The 21,515-nt window shown below is 70.4% G+C and carries 27 protein-coding genes, 4 tRNA genes and 1 pseudogene; 25 read left to right on the top strand and 7 right to left on the bottom strand.

Annotation, left to right across the window (positions count from 1 at the left end; translation table 11 throughout):
- Nucleotides 1–233 precede the first annotated feature (233 nt).
- Together htpX and ACIBL4_RS08500 are read left to right on the top strand one after the other, a co-directional pair.
- Nucleotides 234–1,097: a zinc metalloprotease HtpX gene (htpX, locus tag ACIBL4_RS08505; protein WP_399407696.1), complete on the top strand. Its 864-nt coding sequence runs from the start codon at nt 234–236 to the stop codon at nt 1,095–1,097.
- A complete protein-coding gene (locus ACIBL4_RS08500) occupies nt 1,094–1,486 on the top strand; it encodes a YccF domain-containing protein (protein WP_399407694.1) in 393 nt (130 codons plus the stop codon). The genes htpX and ACIBL4_RS08500 overlap by 4 nt, the downstream gene beginning before the upstream one ends.
- A 220-nt stretch (nt 1,487–1,706) precedes the next feature.
- Here ACIBL4_RS08500 and ACIBL4_RS08495 read toward each other — a convergent pair whose 3' ends face one another.
- Nucleotides 1,707–2,963: an APC family permease gene (locus ACIBL4_RS08495; RefSeq protein WP_399407692.1), complete on the bottom strand. Its 1,257-nt coding sequence runs from the start codon at nt 2,961–2,963 to the stop codon at nt 1,707–1,709.
- Between the two features lie 193 nt (nt 2,964–3,156).
- On the opposite strand from ACIBL4_RS08495, the gene ACIBL4_RS08490 reads away from it, so the two are divergent.
- Nucleotides 3,157–3,423 carry a GlsB/YeaQ/YmgE family stress response membrane protein gene (locus tag ACIBL4_RS08490; protein WP_356929587.1) on the top strand — a complete coding sequence of 89 codons (267 nt, stop codon included), beginning with the start codon at nt 3,157–3,159 and terminating at the stop codon, nt 3,421–3,423.
- 167 nt (nt 3,424–3,590) lie between these two features.
- Here ACIBL4_RS08490 and ACIBL4_RS08485 read toward each other — a convergent pair whose 3' ends face one another.
- Nucleotides 3,591–4,079, bottom strand: a complete 489-nt coding sequence (locus ACIBL4_RS08485) for a YajQ family cyclic di-GMP-binding protein (RefSeq protein WP_086563244.1) — start codon at nt 4,077–4,079, stop codon at nt 3,591–3,593.
- A 222-nt stretch (nt 4,080–4,301) separates the two neighbouring features.
- On the opposite strand from ACIBL4_RS08485, the gene ACIBL4_RS08480 reads away from it, so the two are divergent.
- Both ACIBL4_RS08480 and ACIBL4_RS08475 read left to right on the top strand, forming a co-directional pair.
- A tRNA-Tyr gene (locus ACIBL4_RS08480) sits at nt 4,302–4,383 on the top strand.
- A 130-nt stretch (nt 4,384–4,513) separates the two neighbouring features.
- A complete protein-coding gene (locus ACIBL4_RS08475; protein WP_399407689.1) occupies nt 4,514–4,861 on the top strand; it encodes a DUF6233 domain-containing protein in 348 nt (115 codons plus the stop codon).
- Here the strand turns inward: ACIBL4_RS08475 and ACIBL4_RS08470 are convergent.
- Nucleotides 4,858–5,046, bottom strand: a complete 189-nt coding sequence (locus ACIBL4_RS08470) for a hypothetical protein (RefSeq protein ID WP_399407687.1) — start codon at nt 5,044–5,046, stop codon at nt 4,858–4,860. The two genes, ACIBL4_RS08475 and ACIBL4_RS08470, sit on opposite strands and share 4 nt — an antisense overlap.
- An 81-nt stretch (nt 5,047–5,127) precedes the next feature.
- Here ACIBL4_RS08470 and ACIBL4_RS08465 point away from each other — a divergent pair, with 81 nt between their 5' ends.
- The 5 genes and pseudogenes from ACIBL4_RS08465 (at nt 5,128) to ACIBL4_RS08445 (ending at nt 7,212) form a co-directional block, all read left to right on the top strand.
- A complete protein-coding gene (locus tag ACIBL4_RS08465) occupies nt 5,128–5,352 on the top strand; it encodes a hypothetical protein (RefSeq protein ID WP_399407685.1) in 225 nt (74 codons plus the stop codon).
- A gap of 493 nt (nt 5,353–5,845) precedes the next feature.
- Nucleotides 5,846–5,977, top strand: a complete 132-nt coding sequence (locus tag ACIBL4_RS08460; protein WP_399407683.1) for a hypothetical protein — start codon at nt 5,846–5,848, stop codon at nt 5,975–5,977.
- A 42-nt stretch (nt 5,978–6,019) separates the two neighbouring features.
- Nucleotides 6,020–6,256 (top strand): annotated as a pseudogene (locus tag ACIBL4_RS08455) (polyprenyl synthetase family protein); the annotation flags it as partial.
- A 209-nt stretch (nt 6,257–6,465) separates the two neighbouring features.
- On the top strand, nt 6,466–6,930 hold the full coding sequence (locus ACIBL4_RS08450; protein ID WP_399408134.1) for a polyprenyl synthetase family protein: 465 nt from the start codon (nt 6,466–6,468) through the stop codon (nt 6,928–6,930).
- A gap of 69 nt (nt 6,931–6,999) precedes the next feature.
- Nucleotides 7,000–7,212: a hypothetical protein gene (locus tag ACIBL4_RS08445; protein WP_356929583.1), complete on the top strand. Its 213-nt coding sequence runs from the start codon at nt 7,000–7,002 to the stop codon at nt 7,210–7,212.
- Between the two features lie 18 nt (nt 7,213–7,230).
- Here ACIBL4_RS08445 and ACIBL4_RS08440 read toward each other — a convergent pair whose 3' ends face one another.
- Both ACIBL4_RS08440 and ACIBL4_RS08435 read right to left on the bottom strand, forming a co-directional pair.
- Nucleotides 7,231–7,887 carry an NAD(P)H-binding protein gene (locus ACIBL4_RS08440; protein WP_399407681.1) on the bottom strand — a complete coding sequence of 219 codons (657 nt, stop codon included), beginning with the start codon at nt 7,885–7,887 and terminating at the stop codon, nt 7,231–7,233.
- Between the two features lie 78 nt (nt 7,888–7,965).
- On the bottom strand, nt 7,966–9,222 hold the full coding sequence (locus ACIBL4_RS08435; protein WP_399407679.1) for an amidohydrolase family protein: 1,257 nt from the start codon (nt 9,220–9,222) through the stop codon (nt 7,966–7,968).
- A gap of 236 nt (nt 9,223–9,458) precedes the next feature.
- Between ACIBL4_RS08435 and ACIBL4_RS08430 the strand changes: the two genes are divergently transcribed.
- The 9 genes from ACIBL4_RS08430 (at nt 9,459) to ACIBL4_RS08390 (ending at nt 14,678) form a co-directional block, all read left to right on the top strand.
- Nucleotides 9,459–9,531, top strand: a tRNA-Thr gene (locus tag ACIBL4_RS08430).
- Nucleotides 9,532–9,578: 47 nt separating this feature from the next.
- Nucleotides 9,579–9,651 (top strand) — tRNA-Met (locus tag ACIBL4_RS08425).
- 88 nt (nt 9,652–9,739) lie between these two features.
- Nucleotides 9,740–9,904, top strand: coding sequence for a 50S ribosomal protein L33 (rpmG, locus tag ACIBL4_RS08420; protein ID WP_003948671.1), 165 nt, complete (start codon nt 9,740–9,742; stop codon nt 9,902–9,904).
- A 99-nt stretch (nt 9,905–10,003) separates the two neighbouring features.
- Nucleotides 10,004–10,456, top strand: a complete 453-nt coding sequence (locus tag ACIBL4_RS08415) for a MaoC family dehydratase N-terminal domain-containing protein (protein ID WP_399407678.1) — start codon at nt 10,004–10,006, stop codon at nt 10,454–10,456.
- An 8-nt stretch (nt 10,457–10,464) separates the two neighbouring features.
- Nucleotides 10,465–10,893 carry a MaoC family dehydratase gene (locus tag ACIBL4_RS08410; RefSeq protein ID WP_356929884.1) on the top strand — a complete coding sequence of 143 codons (429 nt, stop codon included), beginning with the start codon at nt 10,465–10,467 and terminating at the stop codon, nt 10,891–10,893.
- Nucleotides 10,894–11,021: 128 nt separating this feature from the next.
- Nucleotides 11,022–11,591 carry a TetR/AcrR family transcriptional regulator gene (locus ACIBL4_RS08405; RefSeq protein ID WP_399407676.1) on the top strand — a complete coding sequence of 190 codons (570 nt, stop codon included), beginning with the start codon at nt 11,022–11,024 and terminating at the stop codon, nt 11,589–11,591.
- Between the two features lie 93 nt (nt 11,592–11,684).
- On the top strand, nt 11,685–13,121 hold the full coding sequence (locus ACIBL4_RS08400) for an MFS transporter (protein WP_399407674.1): 1,437 nt from the start codon (nt 11,685–11,687) through the stop codon (nt 13,119–13,121).
- A gap of 27 nt (nt 13,122–13,148) precedes the next feature.
- Nucleotides 13,149–13,529 (top strand): DUF3291 domain-containing protein, encoded by a 381-nt coding sequence (locus ACIBL4_RS08395; protein WP_399407672.1) that lies wholly within the window; start codon nt 13,149–13,151, stop codon nt 13,527–13,529.
- A gap of 69 nt (nt 13,530–13,598) precedes the next feature.
- A complete protein-coding gene (locus tag ACIBL4_RS08390) occupies nt 13,599–14,678 on the top strand; it encodes a UDP-N-acetylmuramate dehydrogenase (RefSeq protein ID WP_399407670.1) in 1,080 nt (359 codons plus the stop codon).
- A gap of 317 nt (nt 14,679–14,995) precedes the next feature.
- Here ACIBL4_RS08390 and ACIBL4_RS08385 read toward each other — a convergent pair whose 3' ends face one another.
- Both ACIBL4_RS08385 and ACIBL4_RS08380 read right to left on the bottom strand, forming a co-directional pair.
- Nucleotides 14,996–16,027, bottom strand: coding sequence for an adenosine deaminase (locus ACIBL4_RS08385; RefSeq protein WP_399407668.1), 1,032 nt, complete (start codon nt 16,025–16,027; stop codon nt 14,996–14,998).
- A gap of 133 nt (nt 16,028–16,160) precedes the next feature.
- The gene (locus tag ACIBL4_RS08380; RefSeq protein WP_399407666.1) at nt 16,161–17,387 is read right to left on the bottom strand and encodes a pyridoxal phosphate-dependent aminotransferase; all 1,227 of its coding nucleotides are present in this window, start codon (nt 17,385–17,387) and stop codon (nt 16,161–16,163) included.
- A 306-nt stretch (nt 17,388–17,693) separates the two neighbouring features.
- Here ACIBL4_RS08380 and ACIBL4_RS08375 point away from each other — a divergent pair.
- From ACIBL4_RS08375 to ACIBL4_RS08350, 6 genes are all read left to right on the top strand, one after another.
- Nucleotides 17,694–17,766, top strand: a tRNA-Trp gene (locus ACIBL4_RS08375).
- Nucleotides 17,767–17,874: 108 nt separating this feature from the next.
- Nucleotides 17,875–18,159 (top strand): preprotein translocase subunit SecE, encoded by a 285-nt coding sequence (gene secE, locus ACIBL4_RS08370; protein ID WP_356925171.1) that lies wholly within the window; start codon nt 17,875–17,877, stop codon nt 18,157–18,159.
- A gap of 80 nt (nt 18,160–18,239) precedes the next feature.
- On the top strand, nt 18,240–19,076 hold the full coding sequence (gene nusG / locus ACIBL4_RS08365; RefSeq protein ID WP_356925170.1) for a transcription termination/antitermination protein NusG: 837 nt from the start codon (nt 18,240–18,242) through the stop codon (nt 19,074–19,076).
- Between the two features lie 163 nt (nt 19,077–19,239).
- Complete coding sequence (gene rplK, locus ACIBL4_RS08360; protein ID WP_010036796.1) at nt 19,240–19,674, top strand: 50S ribosomal protein L11; 435 nt, start codon at nt 19,240–19,242, stop codon at nt 19,672–19,674.
- A gap of 76 nt (nt 19,675–19,750) precedes the next feature.
- A complete protein-coding gene (gene rplA / locus ACIBL4_RS08355) occupies nt 19,751–20,476 on the top strand; it encodes a 50S ribosomal protein L1 (RefSeq protein WP_010036794.1) in 726 nt (241 codons plus the stop codon).
- 155 nt (nt 20,477–20,631) lie between these two features.
- A complete protein-coding gene (locus tag ACIBL4_RS08350; protein WP_399407662.1) occupies nt 20,632–21,489 on the top strand; it encodes a hypothetical protein in 858 nt (285 codons plus the stop codon).
- The last annotated feature ends 26 nt before the right edge of the window (nt 21,490–21,515 follow it).

Here is a 21,515-nt window from a genome sequence, read left to right as displayed (position 1 = left end):
CGGCGCATTCGCCACGCGCGCGTGGGGCACCCGGCCCTCCACGCGCGCGTGCCGCGTCCGGGAGCCGTTCACCCGGACGGTCCACACCCGCCGCCGCGCGCACAAGGGAACTAGTGCCTCCCGCCTGGCGTTGACCAGTACGGGAGGGTCCACTGGACGTGACATCACGGCACCAGTGGCACCGCAGATCAGCAAGCAAGGGTCCCCCTGCCGCACCACTTGGAGGGCGTACCGTGCACCGCCGGCACAACGGGCTCAGGACAGCAGTCCTCCTCGGGGGACTGTCCGCACTCATCATCGTCATCGGCAGCTTCTTCGGCCGCACGGGGCTCGTCATCGCCGTCCTGGTAGCGCTGGCCACCAACGCGTACGCGTACTGGAACAGCGACAAGCTGGCCCTCCGCGCGATGCGTGCCCGCCCGGTGAGCGAGTTCGAGGCCCCGGGGCTCTACCGCATGGTCCGCGAGCTCTCCACGCAGGCCCGCCAGCCGATGCCGCGCCTGTACATCTCCCCGACGGAAGCGCCCAACGCGTTCGCCACGGGCCGCAACCCGCGCAACGCCGCCGTGTGCTGCACCGACGGCATCCTGCGCCTGTTGGACGAGCGTGAGCTGCGCGGCGTCATCGGCCACGAGCTCAGTCATGTCTACAACCGCGACATCCTCATCTCGTCGGTCGCCGGCGCCCTCGCCTCCGTGATCATGTTCCTGGTCAATTTCGCCTGGCTGATCCCGATCGGGCGCTCGGACGACGACGACGGCCCCGGGCTGCTCGGCATGCTGCTGATCATGATCCTGGGCCCGCTGGCCGCCTCTCTCATCCAACTGGCCATCAGCCGTTCCCGGGAGTACCAGGCGGACGCCTCGGGCGCCCAGCTCACCGGCGACCCGCTCGCCCTGGCCAGCGCCCTGCGCAAGCTCGAACTGGGCACGAAGCAGCTCCCGCTGCCGCCCGAGCCGCGCATCGAGACCGCCAGCCACATGATGATCGCGAACCCGTTCCGGCCCGGCCAGGGCCTGTCGAAGATGTTCTCCACACACCCGCCGATGGCGGACCGCATCGCCCGGCTCGAGAAGATGGCAGGTGGGAACCCGTGAAGACCATCCTGAACGTCATATGGCTCCTCTTCAGCGGCTTCTGGCTGTTCCTCGCCTACATCCTCGCGGGCTTGCTCCTCTGCATCACCGTCATCGGCATCCCGTTCGGCGTCGCGGCCTTCCGCATCGGCGTCTACGCCCTGTGGCCCTTCGGGTACACGACGGTCGAGCGCCGCGACGCGGGCGCGCCGTCCTGCCTCGGCAACGTGCTCTGGCTGGTCCTGGCGGGCTGGTGGCTGGCCCTCGGCCACATCGTCACCGGCGTCGCGCTGTGCGTCACGATCATCGGCATCCCGCTCGGCGTCGCGAACTTCAAGCTCATCCCGGTCTCGCTGCTCCCGCTGGGCCGCGACATCGTGCGGACGAACGAGCCGTTCGCGATGCGCTGACGGCGGGACAGCGGGGCCCGGTGTGCACAGGCCCGGGGTTATCCACAGGCCGGCCCGGCTGTCAGCGGCGGCCTGCATCATGAACCCATGACCGCGATCGAGCACTTGCCGACACGAGCGTAGGCCCAGGCCCACAACACCAGCCCACCCAGTGTGACTTCACGTCCCGAGCCGGCGGACGACCCGGTGAGATGCCCCTGACGGACCCAAGAGGGCAGCCCTACCCCCTCCCGGCCCTCGCCCGCACCCCCCGCCGCACTCCGTACGCAATCGCCCCCACCACCAGCACTCCCGCGCCCGCGACCATCGAAATCCCCGGCAGCGAGAAGGCCAGCACGGCGCACCCGAGCAGCCCGACCACCGGAACCAGCCGTGCTCTCAGCGCCGAATCGAGCGTCCAGGCCGAGGCATTGGCCACGGCGTAGTACGCCAGCACCCCGAAGGAGGAGAACCCGATCGCGCCCCGGACGTCCACCGTGGCGGCCAGGACCGTGACCACCGCACCCACGGCCAGCTCCGCCCGGTGCGGCACCTGGAAGCGCGGATGCACGGCCGCCAGCGCGCCCGGCAGATGCCGGTCCCGGGCCATGGCCAGCGTCGTCCGTGAGACGCCCAGGATCAGGGCGAGCAGCGACCCCAGCGCGGCAACGGCCGCACCGACCCGCACCACCGGCCCGAGCCAGGGCATCCCGGCCGCCCGCACCGCGTCGGCCAGCGGCGCCGTCGCGTCCCCGAGACCGTCCGAACCCAGCACCGAAAGGACAGCCACCGCCACACCCGCGTACACCACGAGCGCGATGCCCAGCGCCAGCGGGATCGCCCGCGGAATGGTGCGCGCCGGATCCCGTACCTCCTCACCGAGGGTCGCGATCCGGGCGTACCCGGCGAACGCGAAGAACAGCAGACCGGCGGCCTGAAGCACACCGCCCGCACCGCCCGAGGCCCCGATGTCCAGCCGCCCGGCATCGGCCTCGCCCGACACCAGACACCCCACCACCGTGGCAGCGAGGACAGCCAGGACCACCGCCACGATCACCCGCGTCAGCCATGCGGACTTCTGGACACCGCCGTAGTTCACCGCGGTCAGCGCCACCACGGCCGCGACCGCCACCGCGTGCGCCTGCCCCGGCCAGACGTACGTGCCCACGGTGAGCGCCATCGCCGCACAGGAGGCCGTCTTCCCGACCACGAACGACCAGCCCGCCAGATATCCCCAGAACTCCCCGAGCCGCTCACGCCCGTACACATACGTCCCGCCCGAGGCCGGATACAGGGCGGCGAGGCGCGCCGACGACATGGCGTTGCAGTACGCGACCACGGCGGCGACGGCGAGCCCGAGGAGCAGTCCCGAGCCGGCCGCGTGCGCCGCGGGCGCGAGGGCGGCGAAGATCCCGGCTCCCACCATCGAGCCGAGCCCGACGACGACGGCGTCCCCGACGCCGAGGGTGCGGCGCAGACCGGAAGTGGAGGCTGTCATGCGTCGCACCCTACTGATCAGTGCAACCGGCGGGCGCCGCCAGGGCGTCCTTCCCCCCAAGACGGCGTGAACGCGCGCGGCAAGGACGTCGTACGCGGAACGCCCGGCGTACGACGCACGAGCACGGTCTGCCGGGAGCAAGATCACATGGCCGGGACAGGGCGGGCACAGCGTGAAAGGGCAGGTTCACGGCATGACCATCATCAGCTGGATCATCCTGGGACTGTTGGCCGGCGCCATCGCGAAGTTCCTGCTGCCGGGGCGCGACCCGGGCGGCCTCATCGGCACGACCCTGATCGGCGTCGCGGGCGCGTTCATCGGTGGCTGGATATCGGCCCGCTGGATGGACCACCCGATCAGCAAGGACTTCTACGACGGCGCGACCTGGGCCGCGGCGATCGGCGGATCGCTCGTCCTCCTGATCGCTTACCGCCTCCTGTTCGGCAATTCCCGAAACTGACGACGCCGACGGTCGGCATACGACGTACCACCTCGCCCTCCGGCCCCCATCGACCGCGGCCAGCAGGCGAGAAGGGTGGGCACCCAGCAGGTGCCCACCCTTTCTCGTCCCCGTGCAGACCGGGAGCCCGCCGGCGCGGACCGGGAGCCCCGCGGACCCGGCCGGGCCTACCGGTAGTTCACGAACTGCATGGCGAAGTCGAAGTCCTTGCCCTTCAGCAGGGCGATGACGGCCTGGAGGTCGTCCCGGCTCTTGGAGCTGACCCGCAGCTCCTCACCCTGCACCTGCGCCTTCACGCCCTTGGGGCCCTCGTCACGGATGGTCTTCGCCACCTTCTTCGCGTTCTCCTGGGAGATGCCCTCCTTGATCGACGCGAAGATCTTGTACTCCTTGCCGGAGAGCTGGGGCTCGCCCGCGTCCAGAGCCTTCAGCGAGATGCCACGCTTGATCAGCTTGGACTGGAAGACGTCGAGGATCGCCTTGACCCGGTCCTCGGAGTTCGCCTCCATGAGGATGTTCTCGCCGGACCACGAGATCGAGGCACCCACGCCCTTGAAGTCGTAGCGCTGCGAGATCTCCTTGGCGGCCTGGTTGAGTGCGTTGTCGACCTCCTGCCGCTCGACCTTCGAGACGATGTCGAAACTGGAGTCGGCCATGTCCTGTGGCTCCTTGTATCGGGGTGCGAATCGTGCGTACCGGCGTACGTGGGCGGCCGCCGGGCCTGTTCAGATCCCGGGCCGCATCCGGACAAGCCTAGCCACCCCCCGCCCTGCGGGCCCCGATCAATCGGGTGGCGGAGCACCCCTCGGCATCAGGTATTGTTTACGTCGTTGCCACGGAGCACCGCCGAAAAAAGCGGTTCGACGGGCAGCAACCCCGGCGGTGTGCCCGAGCGGCCAAAGGGAGCAGACTGTAAATCTGCCGGCTCAGCCTTCCCAGGTTCGAATCCTGGCGCCGCCACACGGGAAAACAAAGGACCCGTGACCTGCGAACACAGCAGGTCACGGGTCCTTTGTCATGCTGTCGGACGCTCGGTCATCGGACAGGGGCGGTGGTGACGGTGCAGTGCCCCGTCCATAGAATCGAACGTGTGAACGATGAACCGTCTTCCCGGCTTGATCTGCTGCGATTCGCGCGCCGCGTGGTCGTTCAGCAGGCGAAGGCGGCCATCACCCAGATCGACCGGTGGATCGCGGTGGAGGAGCGCCGCGAGGCTGAACAGCGGCGGGGGATGGAAGCCCGGCCGCCTGCGCCCGCATGGTTGCTCGAACAAGGTCTGTCCGGGCGGGACGCGGTGTACGTCCACGTCGGTGACTGCTGGAACGCGGGGAAGCGCTCGAAGGGGATCGAGCGGGACGAGGCGCGGCGGGCTCTCGCCGACGGAGTCAAGCCCTGTCCCCAGTGCCGGCCGGACAGCGTGCTGGGATTCCTCGACTAGTCGTCCCCGCTGCTCTGCTGTGAGCGGGAGTTCCGGCTTGCGCTGCGGGCCAGTTCGCTGCCGAGCAGCGTCACCTTGGCCACACCACGTGCCCAGCGCGGAGCGTCGCCCCGGGCCGCCCAGAAAACGCAGACGCAGCCGCCGATGACGAGCAGGACGACGACCGACAGTACGAGCACGAGCATGCTCGCCCCCCCCATTTCGTGTGATGAACCACGCCATCTTCTCAGGTCGGCCTCACTCACGGGCCAGGACGACATCCAACGGTGCCCCGACACCAGCCGAGGCACCGGTCGCACCATGCCGGCAACGGCAACGGCAACGGCAACGGCAACGGCAACAGCAACAGCAGTGGCAACGGCTACGGCGCCGGTGTGTACGTGACGTCCGTGTCCGGGCACGCCTCGGCGAGGCGGGTCAGGGACTCGCGCTCCTCCGTGTCCGCGGTGAGGCTCCAGCGCAGTTTCACGGCCGTCCATTCGACGATGTAGCGGCACGTGTCCTTGGTGTTGGCGGCGTGGGTGGGGCAGACAGGGCGATGGTGCAGGCGGTGCCGAGCAGGGCGGCAGCACAGGCTCGTGCCAGGGAAACGATCACGCCCAGCAGGATGAGCGAACGACTGTCGACCGGTCCGGTGGGACGGGACGGACGACGCGGGGATCACCCGGCGGCCGTATGCAGAAAACGATGCCGCTGGTGCCGGGCGTCAGCCGGAGGTTGACGGCGGGGGAAAGAACAGCCGGTCCCGCCGCGCCATGCAGCCGTCTGACCTCCGCTGTCGCGCCCCGCTCCCCAACTCGTCGGTGCCATGGCCCGATTGTCAGCTAGGTGCACCGTAGTAGGGCTGGTCCGGCCAAGTGATCTTTCCGTGGGCGGTGCGCTGCGGCTTCTCCAGGATGTCGGGCCGCCGCTTGACCGAGGCGGGTACGTGACCAGGCAGTCATGCCGGACGCGGTCCCCGTTCGCAGTCTTGAGGAGCAGTACATGTCGCAGACCACCGACCCGGCCCCGGTCGGCACGTTTCCTCATCCGAGCTGGGTCGACGACCTGCTGAATCCCGCCCTCCGGTCGGCCGTCGGCGCACTGCCGGCGGCCGAGAGCCGGGTGGCCGGGTAACACCGCGGCTGGTGCGAGGCCGACGGCACGCCGACGGCGACGGTGTCCCGGACGGGCAAGTCGGTCCGCCCGGCCCTGGTGCTGCTGTCCGCGGCGGCGGTCGGGGGCAGTGCGGAAACCGCCGTACCGGGTGCGGTCGCGGTGGAGTTGGTGCATGGCTTCACCCTGCTGCACGACGACGTCATCGACGGCGACGCCCTGCGCCGGCACCGCCCGGCGGCCTGGTCGGTGTTCGGCACGCCGGCGGCGGTGCTGACGGGCGACGCCCTGCTGGTATCGGCGCTGCGGGCCCTCGCGGACGTACCCCGCAAGCGGGCCGCCGAAGCGGTGAAGGAGCTGGTCGATGACCCTGCTGGAGCTCGTCGAGGGACAGAGCCGCGACGTGGCGTTCGAGAAGGCGACCCAGGTGTCGGTGGCCCAGTACCTCGCCATGGCGGAGGGCAAGAGGGGGTCGCTGATGGCGGTGTTCGTGCGCTCTTGGTGGCGTACTGGCCGGGGCGGACGGCGAACGGATCAGCGGACTGCGGGAGTTCGGCCGGCGACTGGGCGTGGCCTTCCAGTGCGCCGACGACGTCCTCGGCATCCGGGGCCGTACCGCACGCAGCGGCAGGCCGGTGGGGGCCGACCTCGCGGCGCGGAAGAAGTCGCTGCCCGTCGTGGCAGCTCTCAGCGGTGAGGGCGCCGCGGCCGAGCGGCTCCGCGCGCTGTACGCCGCCACGCACCCCCTGGACGAGCAGGAGGTCGACCTGGCGCGCGAACTGGTCGAGGAGGCCGCCGGGCCGCCGAGCAGGAGGCCCGCGTCAGGCGTCGGCCGCGCTGCGCGCCCTGTCGTGGGCGCAGCCCACCCCGACGCCTACCGGCAACTCCGTGACATGACGTCTTGGTCGTCCCAGCGGACGGTGCTTGGGGAAGTTGGCCGCGAGGGTCACCGGGCCCCGGCGCCAGGTCGGTGACGGTGAACTCGATCACCCCGGCAATGAGGCACAGGCATACGCGAGCCGCTCGCGCGGCACACTGGCCCCATGTCCTCCCGTCGCAGAACCTGCCCCGAGTGCCGTCGCGAGATCGCCGTCGTCGCCGGGCGGTACGCGCGCCACGACCCGCCCGGCGCCCGGGAACACGGCGAACTCACCTCGTGTCCCGGGTCCCGCCGCCAGGCGAGGCCCGGCCCGGAACAGCCTTCCCTGGACGGCTACGTGGTACCCGACTTCCCCGGTCAACTGCCCCTGTTCTAGGGCGGGTTCACGGCGTCGTCAGTTCCCCGCCACCGACTTCACCGCCACGGAGACCGGAGCCGGCCCGCTGATCAGCTCCAGCGTGAGGCCGGCCGTCGCGGGCGTGTCCACCAGCTCCGCCAGCACGGCGGCCACGTCGTCACGCGGAATCGGGCCGCGGCCCGTGTGCGCCTCCAGGCGTACGAGGCCGGTGCCGGCGTCGTCGGTGAGCTGACCGGGGCGCAGAATCGTCCAGTCCAGGGCGTCCAGACCGCTGACGTACGCGTCCGCCTCGCCCTTGGCGCGCAGGTACACGTCGAAGATCTCGTCGCCCTCGTGCCGCGGGTCGGCGCCCATGGACGACACGATCACGAAGCGCCGTACGCCCGCCCTCACCGCCGCGTCCGCGAAGAGGACCGCCGCGGCCTTGTCCACCGTGTCCTTGCGGGCCGCCCCGCTGCCCGGGCCCGCGCCCGCCGCGAACACCGCCGCGTCGGCGCCCCGCAGCCGCTCCGCGACCTCGTCCACGGACGCCGACTCCAGGTCGAGCACGACCGGTTCGGCACCGGCCGCCCGCAGATCGTCGGCCTGTTCGGCCTTGCGGATGATCCCCGCTACCTCGTCCCCGCGCGCGGCGAGCAGCCGCTCCAGCCGCAACGCGATCTGACCATGACCACCAGCGATGACAGTACGCATGCCTTCGACCGTACGCCCGTACAGCACCGTCCGCCGCACGACTTGAGCCACGCCCGGACGCCGCACCACCCGCAGGCCCTACGACAACTGCCCCCGCCCCTGCCGCGGCAGCCCCAGCTCCACCGAGGCCGCCGAACTGCAGTACTCCCGCACCGCGCTGGTCCGCGCCACCACACGCCCCCGGTGCACCACCACCCGGCTGTACGCCAGCGACAGCGCCCCCGCGAGCCCGTCCCCGCGCACGGCGAGCAACTCGGCCGGGAAACCCGCCTCCACCCGCACCTCCGGCAGCCCCAGCACCACCCGCGCCGACCCGCTCACCGCGTCGTACGCCTCCCCGGGCGACAGGCCGTAGCGCGAGGCCAGCAGGAACGCCGCCTCCAGCGGGTCGCCGCGCCCCACGGGGTTCGACACGTCCCGCAGCGCCCCGCTCCCGGCGGCCACCCGCACCCCGGCCGCGCGCAGCAGCCGGACCGGAGCCGCACCCCGCCGGTCCACGCCACCGCAGCCGCCCTGCGGCAGGCACACCACCGTCACCCCGGCCGCCGCCAGTTGGTCCGCGGTCCGCGAGGCCACCTCGGAGGGCAGCCGGCCGAGATCGCCGCACGGGCTCAGGGTCACCCCGGGACGCAGCCCGCCCGCCATCGCCGCGAGCCGGGCCAGCCGCGCCGGATCCCCGGCGTCCGTGTGCAGGTCGACGGGACAGCCGTGCTCGGAGGCCACCTCCAGGACCGCCTCCACGTACCCCGTCGGATCCGGGTCGAGATCCGGCCGGCCGCCCACCACCGAGGCGCCCATCTTCACCGCGTCCCGCAGCACCGCCAGCCCGTCCGCCCCGGCCACCCCGGTCAGCACCCGGGGCATCGCCACCGCCGTCAGCTCGGCCAGCCCCCGCAGCGCCCGCCGCGCCTGCAACACGGCCGCCAGCGCGCCCAGCCCCTGCACGTCCCCCACGCGCACGTGGGCCCGCACCGCCGTCGCCCCGTGCCCGAGCTGGAGCAGCGCGGACTCGGTCGCCCGCCGCTGGACGTCCTGGGGCTCGTACGAGACCGGGCCCTGGGCGTCGGCCGACAACGCCGTGTCGGCGTGGGCGTGCGGCTCGGCCGGGGCGGGCAGCAGCAGATAGCCGCCGAGATCCACTCGCGCCCCGCACGCGCGCGTGCCGCCCGCCGCCAGGCTGCCGGCCGTGCCGACCGCCTCGATGCGCCCGCCGACCAGCCGTACGTCCACGGTCCGGCCGTCGGTGAGCCGCGCCCCGCACAGCAGCAGCGACGACGGGTCGGCCGGACCCGGCGAGGACGACGGGGGCGGTTGCTGCGGCTGGCTGTCGGGCATCGCGCTCCTGGGGCTCGGCTGCGCACGCGAGGACGCATGATCACTCAGAGTGAGTCGAGCCTAGGACGGCCTCCCGTCCGTCGCGGGGAGGAGCGCAATAGTCGTACCGGCGTGGCCCGCCGTGCGGAACGAGAGGCACGCGCGAGGCTGCCGTGCGGACGGTGGTGCGGCCCGGGCGGGTACCCCGAAACGGATTTGGGCGAACGGCCGCGGAGCGTGTAATGTCTTCATCGCTCGCCCCAATAGCTCAGTCGGCAGAGCGTCTCCATGGTAAGGAGAAGGTCAACGGTTCGATTCCGTTTTGGGGCTCTGGTGTGGCTGGTTCCCGTCGCGAGGCGGGGGCCCGATCACATCAAAGCGGTGTAGCTCAGTCGGTAGAGCAAGCGGCTCATAATCGCTGTGTCACCGGTTCAAGTCCGGTCACCGCTACTGACAGTAGCCGATTGTGGGGTCGGTCCTTCGATCGGCTACTCTTCTTGCGTTAAACAGTCCATCCGTTCGTCTTAGGAGCACTCACGTGGCTGCCACCGACGTCCGCCCGAAGATCACGCTGGCCTGCGTGGAGTGCAAGGAGCGGAACTACATCACCAAGAAGAACCGGCGTAACAACCCGGACCGTCTTGAGATGAAGAAGCACTGCCCGCGTTGCAACGCGCACACCGCGCACCGCGAAACGCGATAAACAGGCTCGTACACGAGGCCGTTCCCGAGTGATCGGGGGCGGCCTCGCGTCGTTGAATGACCCGTACCGTTCAGTAGCGGAACCAGGAGGTGCCGGGCCATGGCGCTCGACCAGTCCTTCGTGGGGCGGACGTACCCGCCCACCGAGCCCTACGAGGTGGGCCGGGAGAAGATCCGTGAGTTCGCCGAGGCGGTCGGGGACGCCAACCCGGCGTACACGGACGCGGAGGCCGCCAAGGCGCTCGGCCACCCCGATGTGATCGCGCCGCCGACCTTCGTCTTCTCGATCACGTTCAGGGCCGCCGGGCAGGTCGTCCAGGACCCCCAGCTCGGCCTGGACTACAGCCGGGTGGTGCACGGCGACCAGAAGTTCGCCTACCGCCGCCCGGTCCGTGCCGGCGACCGGCTCACGGTCACCTCCACCATCGAGTCGATCAAGTCCCTCGCGGGCAACGACATCCTGGACATCCGCGGCGAGGTCCACGACGAGGCCGGCGAGCACGTCGTGACCGCCTGGACCAAGCTCGTGGCCCGCGCGGCCGAGGAGGCGTGAGCGATCCCATGACGGCGAAGATCTCCTACTCCGACGTCGAGGTCGGCACCGAACTGCCCGCGCAGAGCTTCCCTGTGACCCGCGCGACCCTCGTTCAGTACGCGGGTGCCTCCGGCGACTTCAACCCGATCCACTGGAACGAGAAGTTCGCCAAGGAGGTCGGACTGCCGGACGTCATCGCGCACGGCATGTTCACCATGGCCGAGGCGATCCGCGTGGTCACCGACTGGACCGGCGACCCGGGCGCGGTCGTCGAGTACGGCGTCCGCTTCACCAAGCCCGTCGTCGTCCCGAACGACGACCAGGGCGCCGTGATCGAGGTCGCCGGCAAGGTCGCGGCCAAGCTCGACGACAACACCGTCCGCGTGGACCTCACGGCGACGAGCGCGGGGCAGAAGGTGCTCGGCATGTCGCGTGCGGTCGTGCGGCTGGCCTGAGACGGCAGACGACCGGGTAAGGGGCGCTCTCCATGGTGGGGCGCCCCTTACTCGCACCCAGTCATCGACACTCGTACGCGGCCATCGACCGCTTGACGTAGTTAGTGATTGAGTACTAACTTACTTGCATGGCCAGGATGAGCGCGGAGGAGAGGCGCGAGAGCGTCATCCGTGCGGCGACGATCGAGTTCGCCCGCGGTGGCTACCACGGCACGTCGACCGAGGCGATCGCCCGGCGGGTCGGCGTCTCGCAGCCGTATCTCTTCAGGCTCTTCCCCGGCAAGAAGGCGATCTTCCTGGCGGCGGCCGAGCGGTGCGTGGAGGACACGATCCGCACGTTCGCGGAGGCCTCCGAGGGGCTGGAGGGCGAAGAGGCCCTGCACGCCATGGGGAACGCGTACACCAAGGTCATCGCGGAGCAGCCCGAGCGGCTCATGATGCAGATGCAGATGTACGTCGCCGTGAGGGCCGCCGAGGAGGAGGGCGACCACGAGTTCGGCGAGTCGGTGCGCGCCGGCTGGATGCGGTTGTGGGACACGGTTCATCTGCCGCTGGGCGCCGACGTCAACGAGACGACGACCTTCATGGCCTACGGGATGCTCATCAACTGCCTGGCGGCCATGGGCTTCCCTCCCGAGCACCGCGTCTGGGAGGGGCTGTACCCGTCGGCGCGGCTCAAGGGCCGGCTGGAGATCTGACAGGGAAGGCGAGAGTGCCGCGCTTTTTCGTGATCTCAAAAGTTAGTGATCAATAACTAAGCAGATCGAGCGAATCACCTCTCTGGGGGAGAGATGTCACAGCAGACCGCACGCCGCGGGGGAGCCGCCTGGGCCCTCGTCATCACCAGCGTCGCCGGATTCATGGCGGCTCTCGACAACCTCGTCGTCACCACCGCCCTGCCCTCCATCCGGGAGGACCTCGGCGGCGGACTGCACGACCTGGAATGGACCGTGAGCGCCTACACGCTCACCTTCGCCGTCCTGCTGATGTTCGGCGCGGCCCTCGGCGACCGGTTCGGCCGCCGCCGGCTCTTCATCGCCGGGCTCGCCGTCTTCACCGGCGCCTCCGCCGCGGCGGCACTCGCGCCCGGAATCGACTCCCTCATCGCCGCCCGCGCGATCCAGGGCGCCGGCGCGGCGGTGATGATGCCGCTGACGCTCACCCTGCTCACCGCGGCCGTGCCCGCCGCCAAGCGGGGCATGGCCTACGGCATATGGGGAGCCGTCAACGGACTCGCCGTCGCCTCCGGGCCGCTGGTCGGCGGCACTCTCACCGAGCACATCTCCTGGCAGTGGATCTTCTGGCTGAACGTCCCGCTCGGTCTGGCCCTGCTGCCCCTCGCCCGCCTCCGCCTCGCCGAGTCCCACGGCACCGGCGCCCCGCTCGACATCCCGGGCACCCTGCTCGCCAGCGGCGGCCTCTTCGGCATCGTCTACGGCCTGGTCCGCGGCCCCGTCGACGGCTGGACCGGCTCGATGGTCCTGACGGGCCTGTTCGCGGGCTCCGCGCTCCTCACCGGCTTCGTCCTCTACAGCACGCGTGCCGCCAACCCCATGCTCCCGATGCGGCTCTTCCGCTCCCGGGCCTTCGCCGGCATCAACGCGGCGAGCCTGCTGATGTTCCTCGGCATGTTCGGCTCGATCTTCCTGCTCAGCCAGTACATGCAGGGCGTCCTCGGCTACTCGCCCACCGAGGCGGGCCTCAGGATGCTGCCCTGGACCGGCATGCCGATGCTGGTCGCCCCGATCGCCGGCATCCTCGCCGACCGCATCGGCGGCCGCCCGGTCGTCGCCGCGGGCCTGTTCCTCCAGGCACTGGGCCTCGGCTACATGTCGGTCGTGGCCACGGCGGACGCCTCCTACGCCGCCCAGCTGCCCGCCCTGATCGTCAGCGGCATCGGCATGGCCCTGTTCTTCGCCCCCGCCTCGCACCTGGTGATGTCCAGCGTCCGGCCCTCGGAGCAGGGCATCGCCTCCGGTGCGAACAACGCCCTGCGCGAGGTGGGCGGAGCGCTCGGCATCGCCGTCATGGCGTCGATCTTCGCGGCGCAGGGCGGCTACGAGACCGGCCAGACCTTCGTCGACGGCATGCGCCCCGCACTGGTGACCGGCTCCGCGGTGGTCGCCCTCGCGGGCGTCGCGGCCCTGCTGATCCCGACCCGGCGACGCGCCGAGCCGCAGGCCGCCCCGGCCGAACCGGCCCCCGTGCTGGATACCGCCTCCCGCTGACCCCGACGACCCGAAGGAGGAACGGTCATGCCCACCCTTCCCTGGACCGTCCCCAACACCCCGCCCCGCGACACCGAGGTGCACGTCTTCGCCTCCCGGTTCGAGACGCGCACCCGGTGGGGAGCGCTGAAGTTCCTCGCCGGGACGCCCGCCGTCTGGCGCCAGGTGCGCCGCAGCCCCGGCGTCTACGGGGCGACCCTGAAGGCGAAGCCCCTCCGACGGACCTTCTGGACGCTGTCCGCCTGGGAGTCCAAGGCCGCACTCCAGGACTTCGTCCGCGCGGGCGCCCACGGACCCGCTGCCCGGGGCCTCGCCCCGCAGATGAAGGACGCGAGCTTCACCACATGGCAGGCCAGCAGCGACGACCTCCCGCTCTCCTGGCCGGAGGCGATGCGTCGCCTGCCCTGACCGACACCCCGCGCGTGCGGCCCCCGCTTCCCGGACGGGGGCCGCACGCACGCGTGCCGGAGCCTGTCGGTGCCGTCTCGTACTCTTGAGCGCGTGCAGGAACTCCACGACGCCCCCCTCGCCCCGCTGACCACCTTCCGGCTGGGCGGTCCCGCGACCCGGCTGGTCACCGCGACGACGGACGACGAGGTGATTTCCGTCGTACGCGAAGCCGACGAGACGGGCACCCCGCTGCTCCTCATCGGCGGCGGCTCGAACCTGGTCATCGGCGACAAGGGCTTCGAGGGCACCGCCCTCGTCATCGCCACCAAGGGCTACTCCCTCGACGGCACGAGACTGGAACTGGCCGCCGGCGAGGTGTGGACCGACGCCGTCGCCCGCACGGTTGAAGCGGGCCTGGCCGGCATCGAGTGCCTGGCCGGCATCCCCGGATCGGCCGGCGCGACCCCCATCCAGAACGTCGGGGCGTACGGCCAGGAAGTCTCCTCGACGATCACGGAGGTCGTCGCCTACGACCGCCGGACCGGCGAGACGGTCACCCTGGCCAACGAGGACTGCGCCTTCTCCTACCGCCACAGCCGCTTCAAGTCCGACCCGGAGCGATACGTGGTCCTGCGCGTCCGCTTCTCCCTGGAGGACGCGGACGGCCTCTCCGCCCCCCTGAGGTACGCCGAGACGGCCCGCGCCCTCGGTGTCGAGGCCGGCGACCGCGTCCCGCTCGCCTCGGCCCGCGACACCGTGCTCAAGCTGCGCGCCGGCAAGGGCATGGTCCTGGACCCCGAGGACCACGACACCTGGTCGGCGGGCTCCTTCTTCACCAACCCGATCCTCACGGACGCCGATTTCGCTACGTTCCGCGCGCGGGTGCGGGAGCGCCTCGGCGAGGGGGTGGAGCCGCCCGCGTATCCCGCGGGGGAGGGTCGTACCAAGACCTCCGCGGCCTGGCTGATCGACAAGGCGGGCTTCACGAAGGGGTACGGCGACGGGCCGGCCCGCATCTCCACGAAGCACACGCTGGCGCTTACGAACCGGGGTACGGCGACCACGGAGGATCTGCTCGCCCTGGCCCGCGAGGTGGTGGCCGGGGTTCGTGAGGCCTTCGGGATCACGCTGGTGAACGAGCCGGTGACGGTGGGAGTGAGCCTGTAGGCACCCGGCCTCGGTGCTGAGGCCGGGTGGGTGCGCAGCTCGGCGCGACGAGGTGCCGCTGCGCCCACCCATGCCGCCCCAAGCGGCACGACTGCCCGCAGCGGCGGCGGTTACGGCGGCCCGCAGCGCGGCGGCCTGCGGCAGCTAAGCCACCACACGCCCGCACCCGCCTACGGCGAGAAGGGGACGTGTCGGGGGGTGTCCGCCCGCAGCGGTTGGCGTGTCAACGGGGAGTTAGTCGGTATGCAAGTCCATCGCGCCGTTCCGAGGACGGACACCCCCCGGCGCGGCCCCGACCCACCGCACCCCCACAGGCACTACGACCGCAACCAGTCGTCCACCCCGGCCAGCAGCTTCGCCTTCACGTCCTCCGGTGCCGCCGACCCCCGGACCGACTGTCGCGCCACCTCCGCCAGTTCCTCGTCCGTGAACCCGTGATGCCGCCGCGCGATCTCGTACTGCGCGGCAAGACGCGACCCGAACAGCAACGGGTCGTCCGCGCCCAGCGCCATCGGGACCCCCGCCTCGAACAGCGTCCGCAGCGGCACGTCCTCCGGCTTCTCGTACACCCCCAGCGCCACGTTCGACGCCGGGCACACCTCACAGGTCACACCCCGCTCGGCCAACCGCCGCAGCAGCCCGGGATGCTCCGCCGCCCGCACCCCGTGCCCCACCCGGTCCGCCCCCAGGTCGTCCAGACAGTCCCGCACCGACGACGCCCCGGCCAGCTCGCCCCCGTGCGGCGCCGAGAGCAGCCCGGCCTCCCGGGCGATCGCGAACGCTCGGTCGAAGTCCCGCGCCATGCCCCGCCGCTCGTCGTTCGACAGCCCGAACCCGACGACCCCCCGGTCCGCGTACCGCGCCGCCAGCCGCGCCAGGGTGCGCGCGTCCAGCGGATGCTTCATCCGGTTCGCCGCGACCAGCACCCGCATCCCGAGCCCGGTCTCCCGCGACGTCGTCTCCACCGCGTCCAGGATGATCTCCAGCGCCGGGATCAGCCCGCCCAGCCGCGGCGCGTACGACGTCGGATCGACCTGGATCTCCAGCCACCCCGACCCGTCCCGCAGATCCTCCTCCGCGGCTTCCCGCACCAGCCGCTGGATGTCCTCCGGCTCCCGCAGACACGAGCGCGCCGCGTCGTACAGCCGCTGAAAGCGGAACCAGCCCCGCTCGTCCGTCGCCCGCAGTCTCGGCGGCTCACCGCCGCTCAGCGCCTCGGTCAGCGCGTCTGGAAGACGCACCCCGTGCTTGTCGGCCAGTTCCAGCACGGTCGTGGGCCGCATCGACCCGGTGAAGTGCAGGTGCAGATGGGCTTTCGGCAGCTCAGAGACATCACGTACACGCTCCATTCCAGGATCCTGCCGTACGCCCCAGCCGTCCCGGAAGCTGTTTCCCCTTTCGTGGTCTTGCTCGCACAAACAAATGGGGGCACATACCGAATTAGGTATGTGCCCCCAGCCGGGAGGCCGGCGAGAACGGACCTCAGTCCTTGGCCTCCGCCAGCAGCTTCTGCATCCGGCTCACGCCCTCGACGAGATCCTCGTCACCCAGCGCGTACGACAGCCGCAGATACCCGGGCGTACCGAACGCCTCACCCGGCACCACCGCGACCTCGGCCTCCTCCAGGATCAGCGCGGCCAGCTCGACCGTGTCCTTGGGCCGCCGGCCCCGGATCTCCTTGCCGACCAGCGCCTTCACCGACGGGTAGGCGTAGAACGCGCCCTCCGGCTCCGGGCACACGACGCCGTCGATCTCGTTCAGCATCCGCACCATGGTCTTGCGGCGCCGGTCGAAGGCCTCCCGCATCCTCTCCACGGCGACCAGGTCACCGGAGACGGCGGCCAGCGCGGCGGCCTGGGCGACGTTGGACACGTTCGACGTGGCGTGCGACTGGAGGTTCGTCGCGGCCTTGATCACGTCCTTCGGGCCGATGATCCACCCGACCCGCCAGCCGGTCATCGCGTACGTCTTCGCGACACCGTTCACCACGACGCACTTGTCGCGCAGCTCGGGCAGCACCGCCGGCAGCGACACGGCCGAGGCGTCGCCGTAGACCAGGTGCTCGTAGATCTCGTCGGTCATCACCCACAGGCCGTGCTCGACGGCCCAGCGGCCGATCGCCTCGGTCTCCTGCTCGCCGTAGACCGCGCCGGTCGGGTTCGACGGCGAGACGAAGAGGACGACCTTCGTCTTCTCCGTACGGGCCGCCTCCAGCTGCTCGACGCTCACCCGGTAGCCGGTCGTCTCGTCGGCGACGACCTCCACCGGGACACCCCCGGCCAGCCGGATCGACTCCGGGTACGTCGTCCAGTAGGGCGCGGGCACGATGACCTCGTCGCCCGGGTCGAGGATCGCGGCGAAGGCCTCGTAGATGGCCTGCTTGCCGCCGTTGGTGACGAGGATCTGCGACGCGTCGACCTCGAGGCCCGAGTCGCGCAGCGTCTTCGCGGCGATCGCGGCCTTCAGCTCGGGCAGGCCGCCGGCCGGCGTGTAGCGGTGGAACTTCGGGTTCTTGCAGGCCTCGATCGCGGCCTCGACGATGTAGTCCGGAGTCGGGAAGTCGGGCTCACCGGCGCCGAAGCCGATCACCGGCCGCCCGGCGGCCTTGAGGGCCTTGGCCTTGGCGTCCACGGCGAGGGTGGCGGACTCGGAGATCGCGCCGACTCGGGCGGAGACCCGGCGCTCGGTGGGAGGGGTTGCAGGGCTCATGCGCCCCATCGTTTCAGACCGGAAACGTGCGCGGCACGGGGGTTTCACAGACTGAACAACGCCGGGCAAATCCCTGAACAACAGTGCGGATCGGCCGCACGGCCTGGGCGATCTTCACCCGGAGCCCTGTCGTCCGCTCCCCGCTCCACAGGCGATCTTCCGCCAACGAGGCCTTGCCGGAGCCCTTTCTGTTCGACGACCGGCCGCAGACCACGTACACTCTCACCTCGTTGGCCTCTCGCAGGCCGCGCCCGTTCGGTGCACACCAGGCATCCGGACGAATGCGGTACGTTGGGGGACACACAAAGGGTCGTAGCTCAATTGGTAGAGCACTGGTCTCCAAAACCAGCGGTTGGGGGTTCAAGTCCCTCCGGCCCTGCTACACACACCTTCGCCAGGATGTGTGCGCATGTACGTACAGCAATGCACCGCCGTGCGGCTCAGACCGGGCGCGGCACGGCCACGACCCGGAATCAGGTGAGGACGAGTGACGGACGCCGTGGGCTCCATCGACATGCCTGATGCCCAGGACGAGGCGCCGGAGTCCAAGAAGACCCGCAAGGGCGGCAAGCGCGGCAAGAAGGGCCCGCTGAAGCGGCTTGCCCTCTTCTACCGCCAGATCGTCGCGGAACTGCGCAAGGTCGTCTGGCCGACCCGCAACCAGCTGACGACGTACACGACCGTGGTGATCATCTTCGTGGTCGTCATGATCGGCCTCGTCACCGTGATTGACTATGGACTCAGCAACGCCGCCAAGTACGTGTTCGGCTGAGCCGCCCGCGAAGAGCGCCGAGGTACCCGGCGCTCCTTTCGCATGTTCCACCCCTATGTATCCAGGAAGAAGCAGCCACCGTGTCTGACCCGAACGTGAACGACGCCATCGAGCCTGTCGAGTCCGTCGAGGACGAGCTCGACACCGTCGAGGGCGCGGACAGCGAGGACACCGAGACCTCCGCCGAGGTCGAGGCTGCCGACGCCGTCGCGGACGACGCCGCCGAGGCGGAGACCGAAGACGCTGAAACGGACGCCGAAGAGGCCGCGGAAGAACTCGAGGAAGAGCCCGAGGACGACCGCGACCCGATCGAGAAGCTCCGCGAGGAACTGCGGGTCCTGCCCGGCGAGTGGTACGTCATCCACACCTACGCCGGCTACGAGAACCGCGTGAAGACCAACCTGGAGCAGCGCGCCGTCTCGCTGAACGTCGAGGACTACATCTTCCAGGCCGAGGTGCCGCAGGAAGAGGTCGTCCAGATCAAGAACGGCGACCGCAAGACGATCAAGCAGAACAAGCTCCCGGGCTACGTCCTGGTCCGCATGGACCTGACGAACGAGTCCTGGGGCGTCGTCCGCAACACCCCGGGTGTCACAGGCTTCGTGGGCAACGCCTACGACCCGTACCCGCTGACGCTGGACGAGATCGTCAAGATGCTCGCCCCGGAGGCCGAGGAGAAGGCCGCCCGCGAGGCCGCCGAGGCCGAGGGCAAGCCGGCTCCGCAGCGCAAGGTCGAGGTCCAGGTGCTGGACTTCGAGGTGGGCGACTCGGTCACCGTCACCGACGGCCCGTTCGCCACGCTCCAGGCGACCATCAACGAGATCAACCCGGACTCGAAGAAGGTCAAGGGCCTCGTGGAGATCTTCGGCCGCGAGACGCCGGTCGAGCTCTCCTTCGACCAGATCCAGAAGAACTAGCACCACCCCGGCTTCCGAGCAGGTCAGACGGGCTCCCGGAGTCCGCCTGACCTGCTCGGTTTTTGGCCGCGCATAGATACCCGTTATCGTTGTGCGGTATGCCTCCATCCGGCTGATCCGGTTCGGAGGCTGGAAAACTCTCACTAGGACCCGGAGAGAGCACATGCCTCCCAAGAAGAAGAAGGTCACGGGGCTCATCAAGCTCCAGATCCAGGCCGGTGCCGCCAACCCGGCCCCGCCGGTCGGCCCCGCGCTGGGCCAGCACGGCGTCAACATCATGGAGTTCTGCAAGGCCTACAACGCCGCGACCGAGTCGCAGCGTGGCTGGGTCGTGCCGGTGGAGATCACGGTCTACGAGGACCGTTCCTTCACCTTCATCACCAAGACCCCGCCGGCCGCGAAGATGATCCTCAAGGCCGCGGGCGTGGCGAAGGGCTCGAGCGAGCCGCACAAGACCAAGGTCGCGAAGATCACGCGTGACCAGGTCCGCGAGATCGCCACCACCAAGATGCCCGACCTCAACGTCAACGACCTGGACGCCGCCGAGAAGATCATCGCCGGCACCGCCCGTTCCATGGGCGTCACGGTCGAGGGCTGAGCCCCAACCCCATCCGCAGAAGTGGCAGGGCCTGCTCGGCCCGGACCACGACTCCTAAGAATCCACAGGAGCAGTAGTGAGCAAGCGCAGCAAGTCCCTTCGCGCTGCGGACGCCAAGATCGACCGGGAGAAGCTCTACGCCCCGCTCGAGGCCGTCCGTCTCGCCAAGGAGACCTCCACGACCAAGTTCGACGGCACCGTCGAGGTCGCCTTCCGTCTGGGTGTCGACCCGCGCAAGGCCGACCAGATGGTCCGTGGCACCGTGAACCTCCCGCACGGCACCGGTAAGACCGCCCGGGTCCTGGTCTTCGCGACCGGCGACCGTGCCGAGGCCGCGCGTGCCGCGGGCGCCGACATCGTCGGCGCCGACGAGCTGATCGACGAGGTGTCGAAGGGCCGTCTGGACTTCGACGCCGTCGTCGCCACCCCGGACCTCATGGGCAAGGTCGGCCGCCTCGGCCGCGTGCTCGGTCCGCGTGGTCTGATGCCGAACCCGAAGACCGGCACCGTGACCCCGGACGTGGCCAAGGCCGTGACCGAGATCAAGGGCGGCAAGATCGAGTTCCGTGTGGACAAGCACGCGAACCTGCACTTCATCATCGGCAAGTCGTCCTTCGACGACACCAAGCTGGTGGAGAACTACGGCGCCGCGCTGGAGGAGATCCTCCGTCTGAAGCCGTCCGCCGCCAAGGGCCGGTACATCAAGAAGGCCGCCATCACCACCACGATGGGCCCCGGCATCCCGGTCGACCCGAACCGCACCCGCAACCTCCTCGTCGAGGAGGACCCGGCCGCGGTCTGAGCCTGACGGCTCACGCAACCGGTCACGGGCCCCGCACCTCTCACAGGTGCGGGGCCCGTTCCCTTTTCCGGTACGTACGCTTACGTACGCCTTTTCGGTACGTACGCCCGTGGCCTGGGTTAACGTGCGGGAACCGGATGCGAACGGGGGAACGTATGAAGGGCACGACCGTGCGCAGCGTGGGCCTGGTGCTCGCGGTGGCGAGCGCGCTGACGGGGATGGCCGCCTGTACCTCCGCGGACTCCTCCGACGGCTCCGGCAAGGACGACCGCGCCGCCCACGGCCGGTCCGTCGCGGCCCTGCGCGCCGCCGAGCGCGCCACCCAGCGGGCCGGCTCCGCCCGGGTCGAGTCCACGACGACCATGGGCTCGATGATGTCCATGACCGCCGACGGGACCCTCGGCTGGGGCGACGGCATCACCGGCACCCTCAGCATCAGATACACCGGCGGCACCCTGGCCGACACCATGCGCAGGCTCGGCAGCACCTCCATGGAGGCCCGCTACCTGCCCGACGCCTACTACGCGCGCATGGGCCAGAAGTTCGCCGAGCAGGTCGGCGGCAAGCACTGGATCCGGTACGCCTACGAGGACCTGAAAGCCCTCGCCGGGGGCTCCGGAGCCCATCTCGGCGACCAGATGCGCAGCACCACACCGAACCAGTCGGTGAAGCTCCTGCTGGCCTCCGGGGACGTCAGGAAGGCCGGCGAGGAGTCCGTGCGCGGCCGGCCCGCCACGCACTACTCCGGCACCGTGGCCGCCGCGGACGTCACCGACGCCGCCCTGAGGAAACAGCTCACCGAGGCCGGTGTCACCACCGAGACCGTCGACATCTGGATCGACGACCGGAACCTGCTGGTCAAGAAGGTGGAGAAGGCGCGGATGAGCACGGGCCTGATGACCCAGACCGCGCACTACGGCGACTACGGCGTGCGGGTCCGGACCCAGCGGCCCCCCGTGTCCGACACCGGGGACTTCGAGGACCTGATGCGGAAGAAGGCGGGTACGCCCTGAGCTCCCCGGGAATCCCCATAGATCAC

The organism is Streptomyces sp. NPDC050416, assembly GCF_044458845.1.
GTDB lineage: Bacteria > Actinomycetota > Actinomycetes > Streptomycetales > Streptomycetaceae > Streptomyces.
Note: the sequence above shows the minus strand (reverse complement) of the source record. Positions and strands in the feature narration are given on the sequence as shown.

Coding starts and splice junctions, on each gene's coding strand:
- ACIBL4_RS08495 (WP_399407692.1), bottom strand. CDS start 2,963: ATGACAGCCTCCACTTCCGGTCTGCGCCGCACCCTCGGCGTCGGGGAC.
- ACIBL4_RS08490 (WP_356929587.1), top strand. CDS start 3,157: ATGACCATCATCAGCTGGATCATCCTGGGACTGTTGGCCGGCGCCATC.
- ACIBL4_RS08485 (WP_086563244.1), bottom strand. CDS start 4,079: ATGGCCGACTCCAGTTTCGACATCGTCTCGAAGGTCGAGCGGCAGGAG.
- ACIBL4_RS08470 (WP_399407687.1), bottom strand. CDS start 5,046: ATGCTCGTGCTCGTACTGTCGGTCGTCGTCCTGCTCGTCATCGGCGGC.
- ACIBL4_RS08460 (WP_399407683.1), top strand. CDS start 5,846: ATGTCGCAGACCACCGACCCGGCCCCGGTCGGCACGTTTCCTCATCCG.
- ACIBL4_RS08445 (WP_356929583.1), top strand. CDS start 7,000: ATGTCCTCCCGTCGCAGAACCTGCCCCGAGTGCCGTCGCGAGATCGCC.
- ACIBL4_RS08440 (WP_399407681.1), bottom strand. CDS start 7,887: ATGCGTACTGTCATCGCTGGTGGTCATGGTCAGATCGCGTTGCGGCTG.
- ACIBL4_RS08435 (WP_399407679.1), bottom strand. CDS start 9,222: ATGCCCGACAGCCAGCCGCAGCAACCGCCCCCGTCGTCCTCGCCGGGT.
- ACIBL4_RS08415 (WP_399407678.1), top strand. CDS start 10,004: ATGGCGCTCGACCAGTCCTTCGTGGGGCGGACGTACCCGCCCACCGAG.
- ACIBL4_RS08410 (WP_356929884.1), top strand. CDS start 10,465: ATGACGGCGAAGATCTCCTACTCCGACGTCGAGGTCGGCACCGAACTG.
- ACIBL4_RS08405 (WP_399407676.1), top strand. CDS start 11,022: ATGGCCAGGATGAGCGCGGAGGAGAGGCGCGAGAGCGTCATCCGTGCG.
- ACIBL4_RS08400 (WP_399407674.1), top strand. CDS start 11,685: ATGTCACAGCAGACCGCACGCCGCGGGGGAGCCGCCTGGGCCCTCGTC.
- ACIBL4_RS08395 (WP_399407672.1), top strand. CDS start 13,149: ATGCCCACCCTTCCCTGGACCGTCCCCAACACCCCGCCCCGCGACACC.
- ACIBL4_RS08385 (WP_399407668.1), bottom strand. CDS start 16,027: ATGGAGCGTGTACGTGATGTCTCTGAGCTGCCGAAAGCCCATCTGCAC.
- ACIBL4_RS08380 (WP_399407666.1), bottom strand. CDS start 17,387: ATGAGCCCTGCAACCCCTCCCACCGAGCGCCGGGTCTCCGCCCGAGTC.
- rplK (WP_010036796.1), top strand. CDS start 19,240: ATGCCTCCCAAGAAGAAGAAGGTCACGGGGCTCATCAAGCTCCAGATC.
- ACIBL4_RS08350 (WP_399407662.1), top strand. CDS start 20,632: ATGAAGGGCACGACCGTGCGCAGCGTGGGCCTGGTGCTCGCGGTGGCG.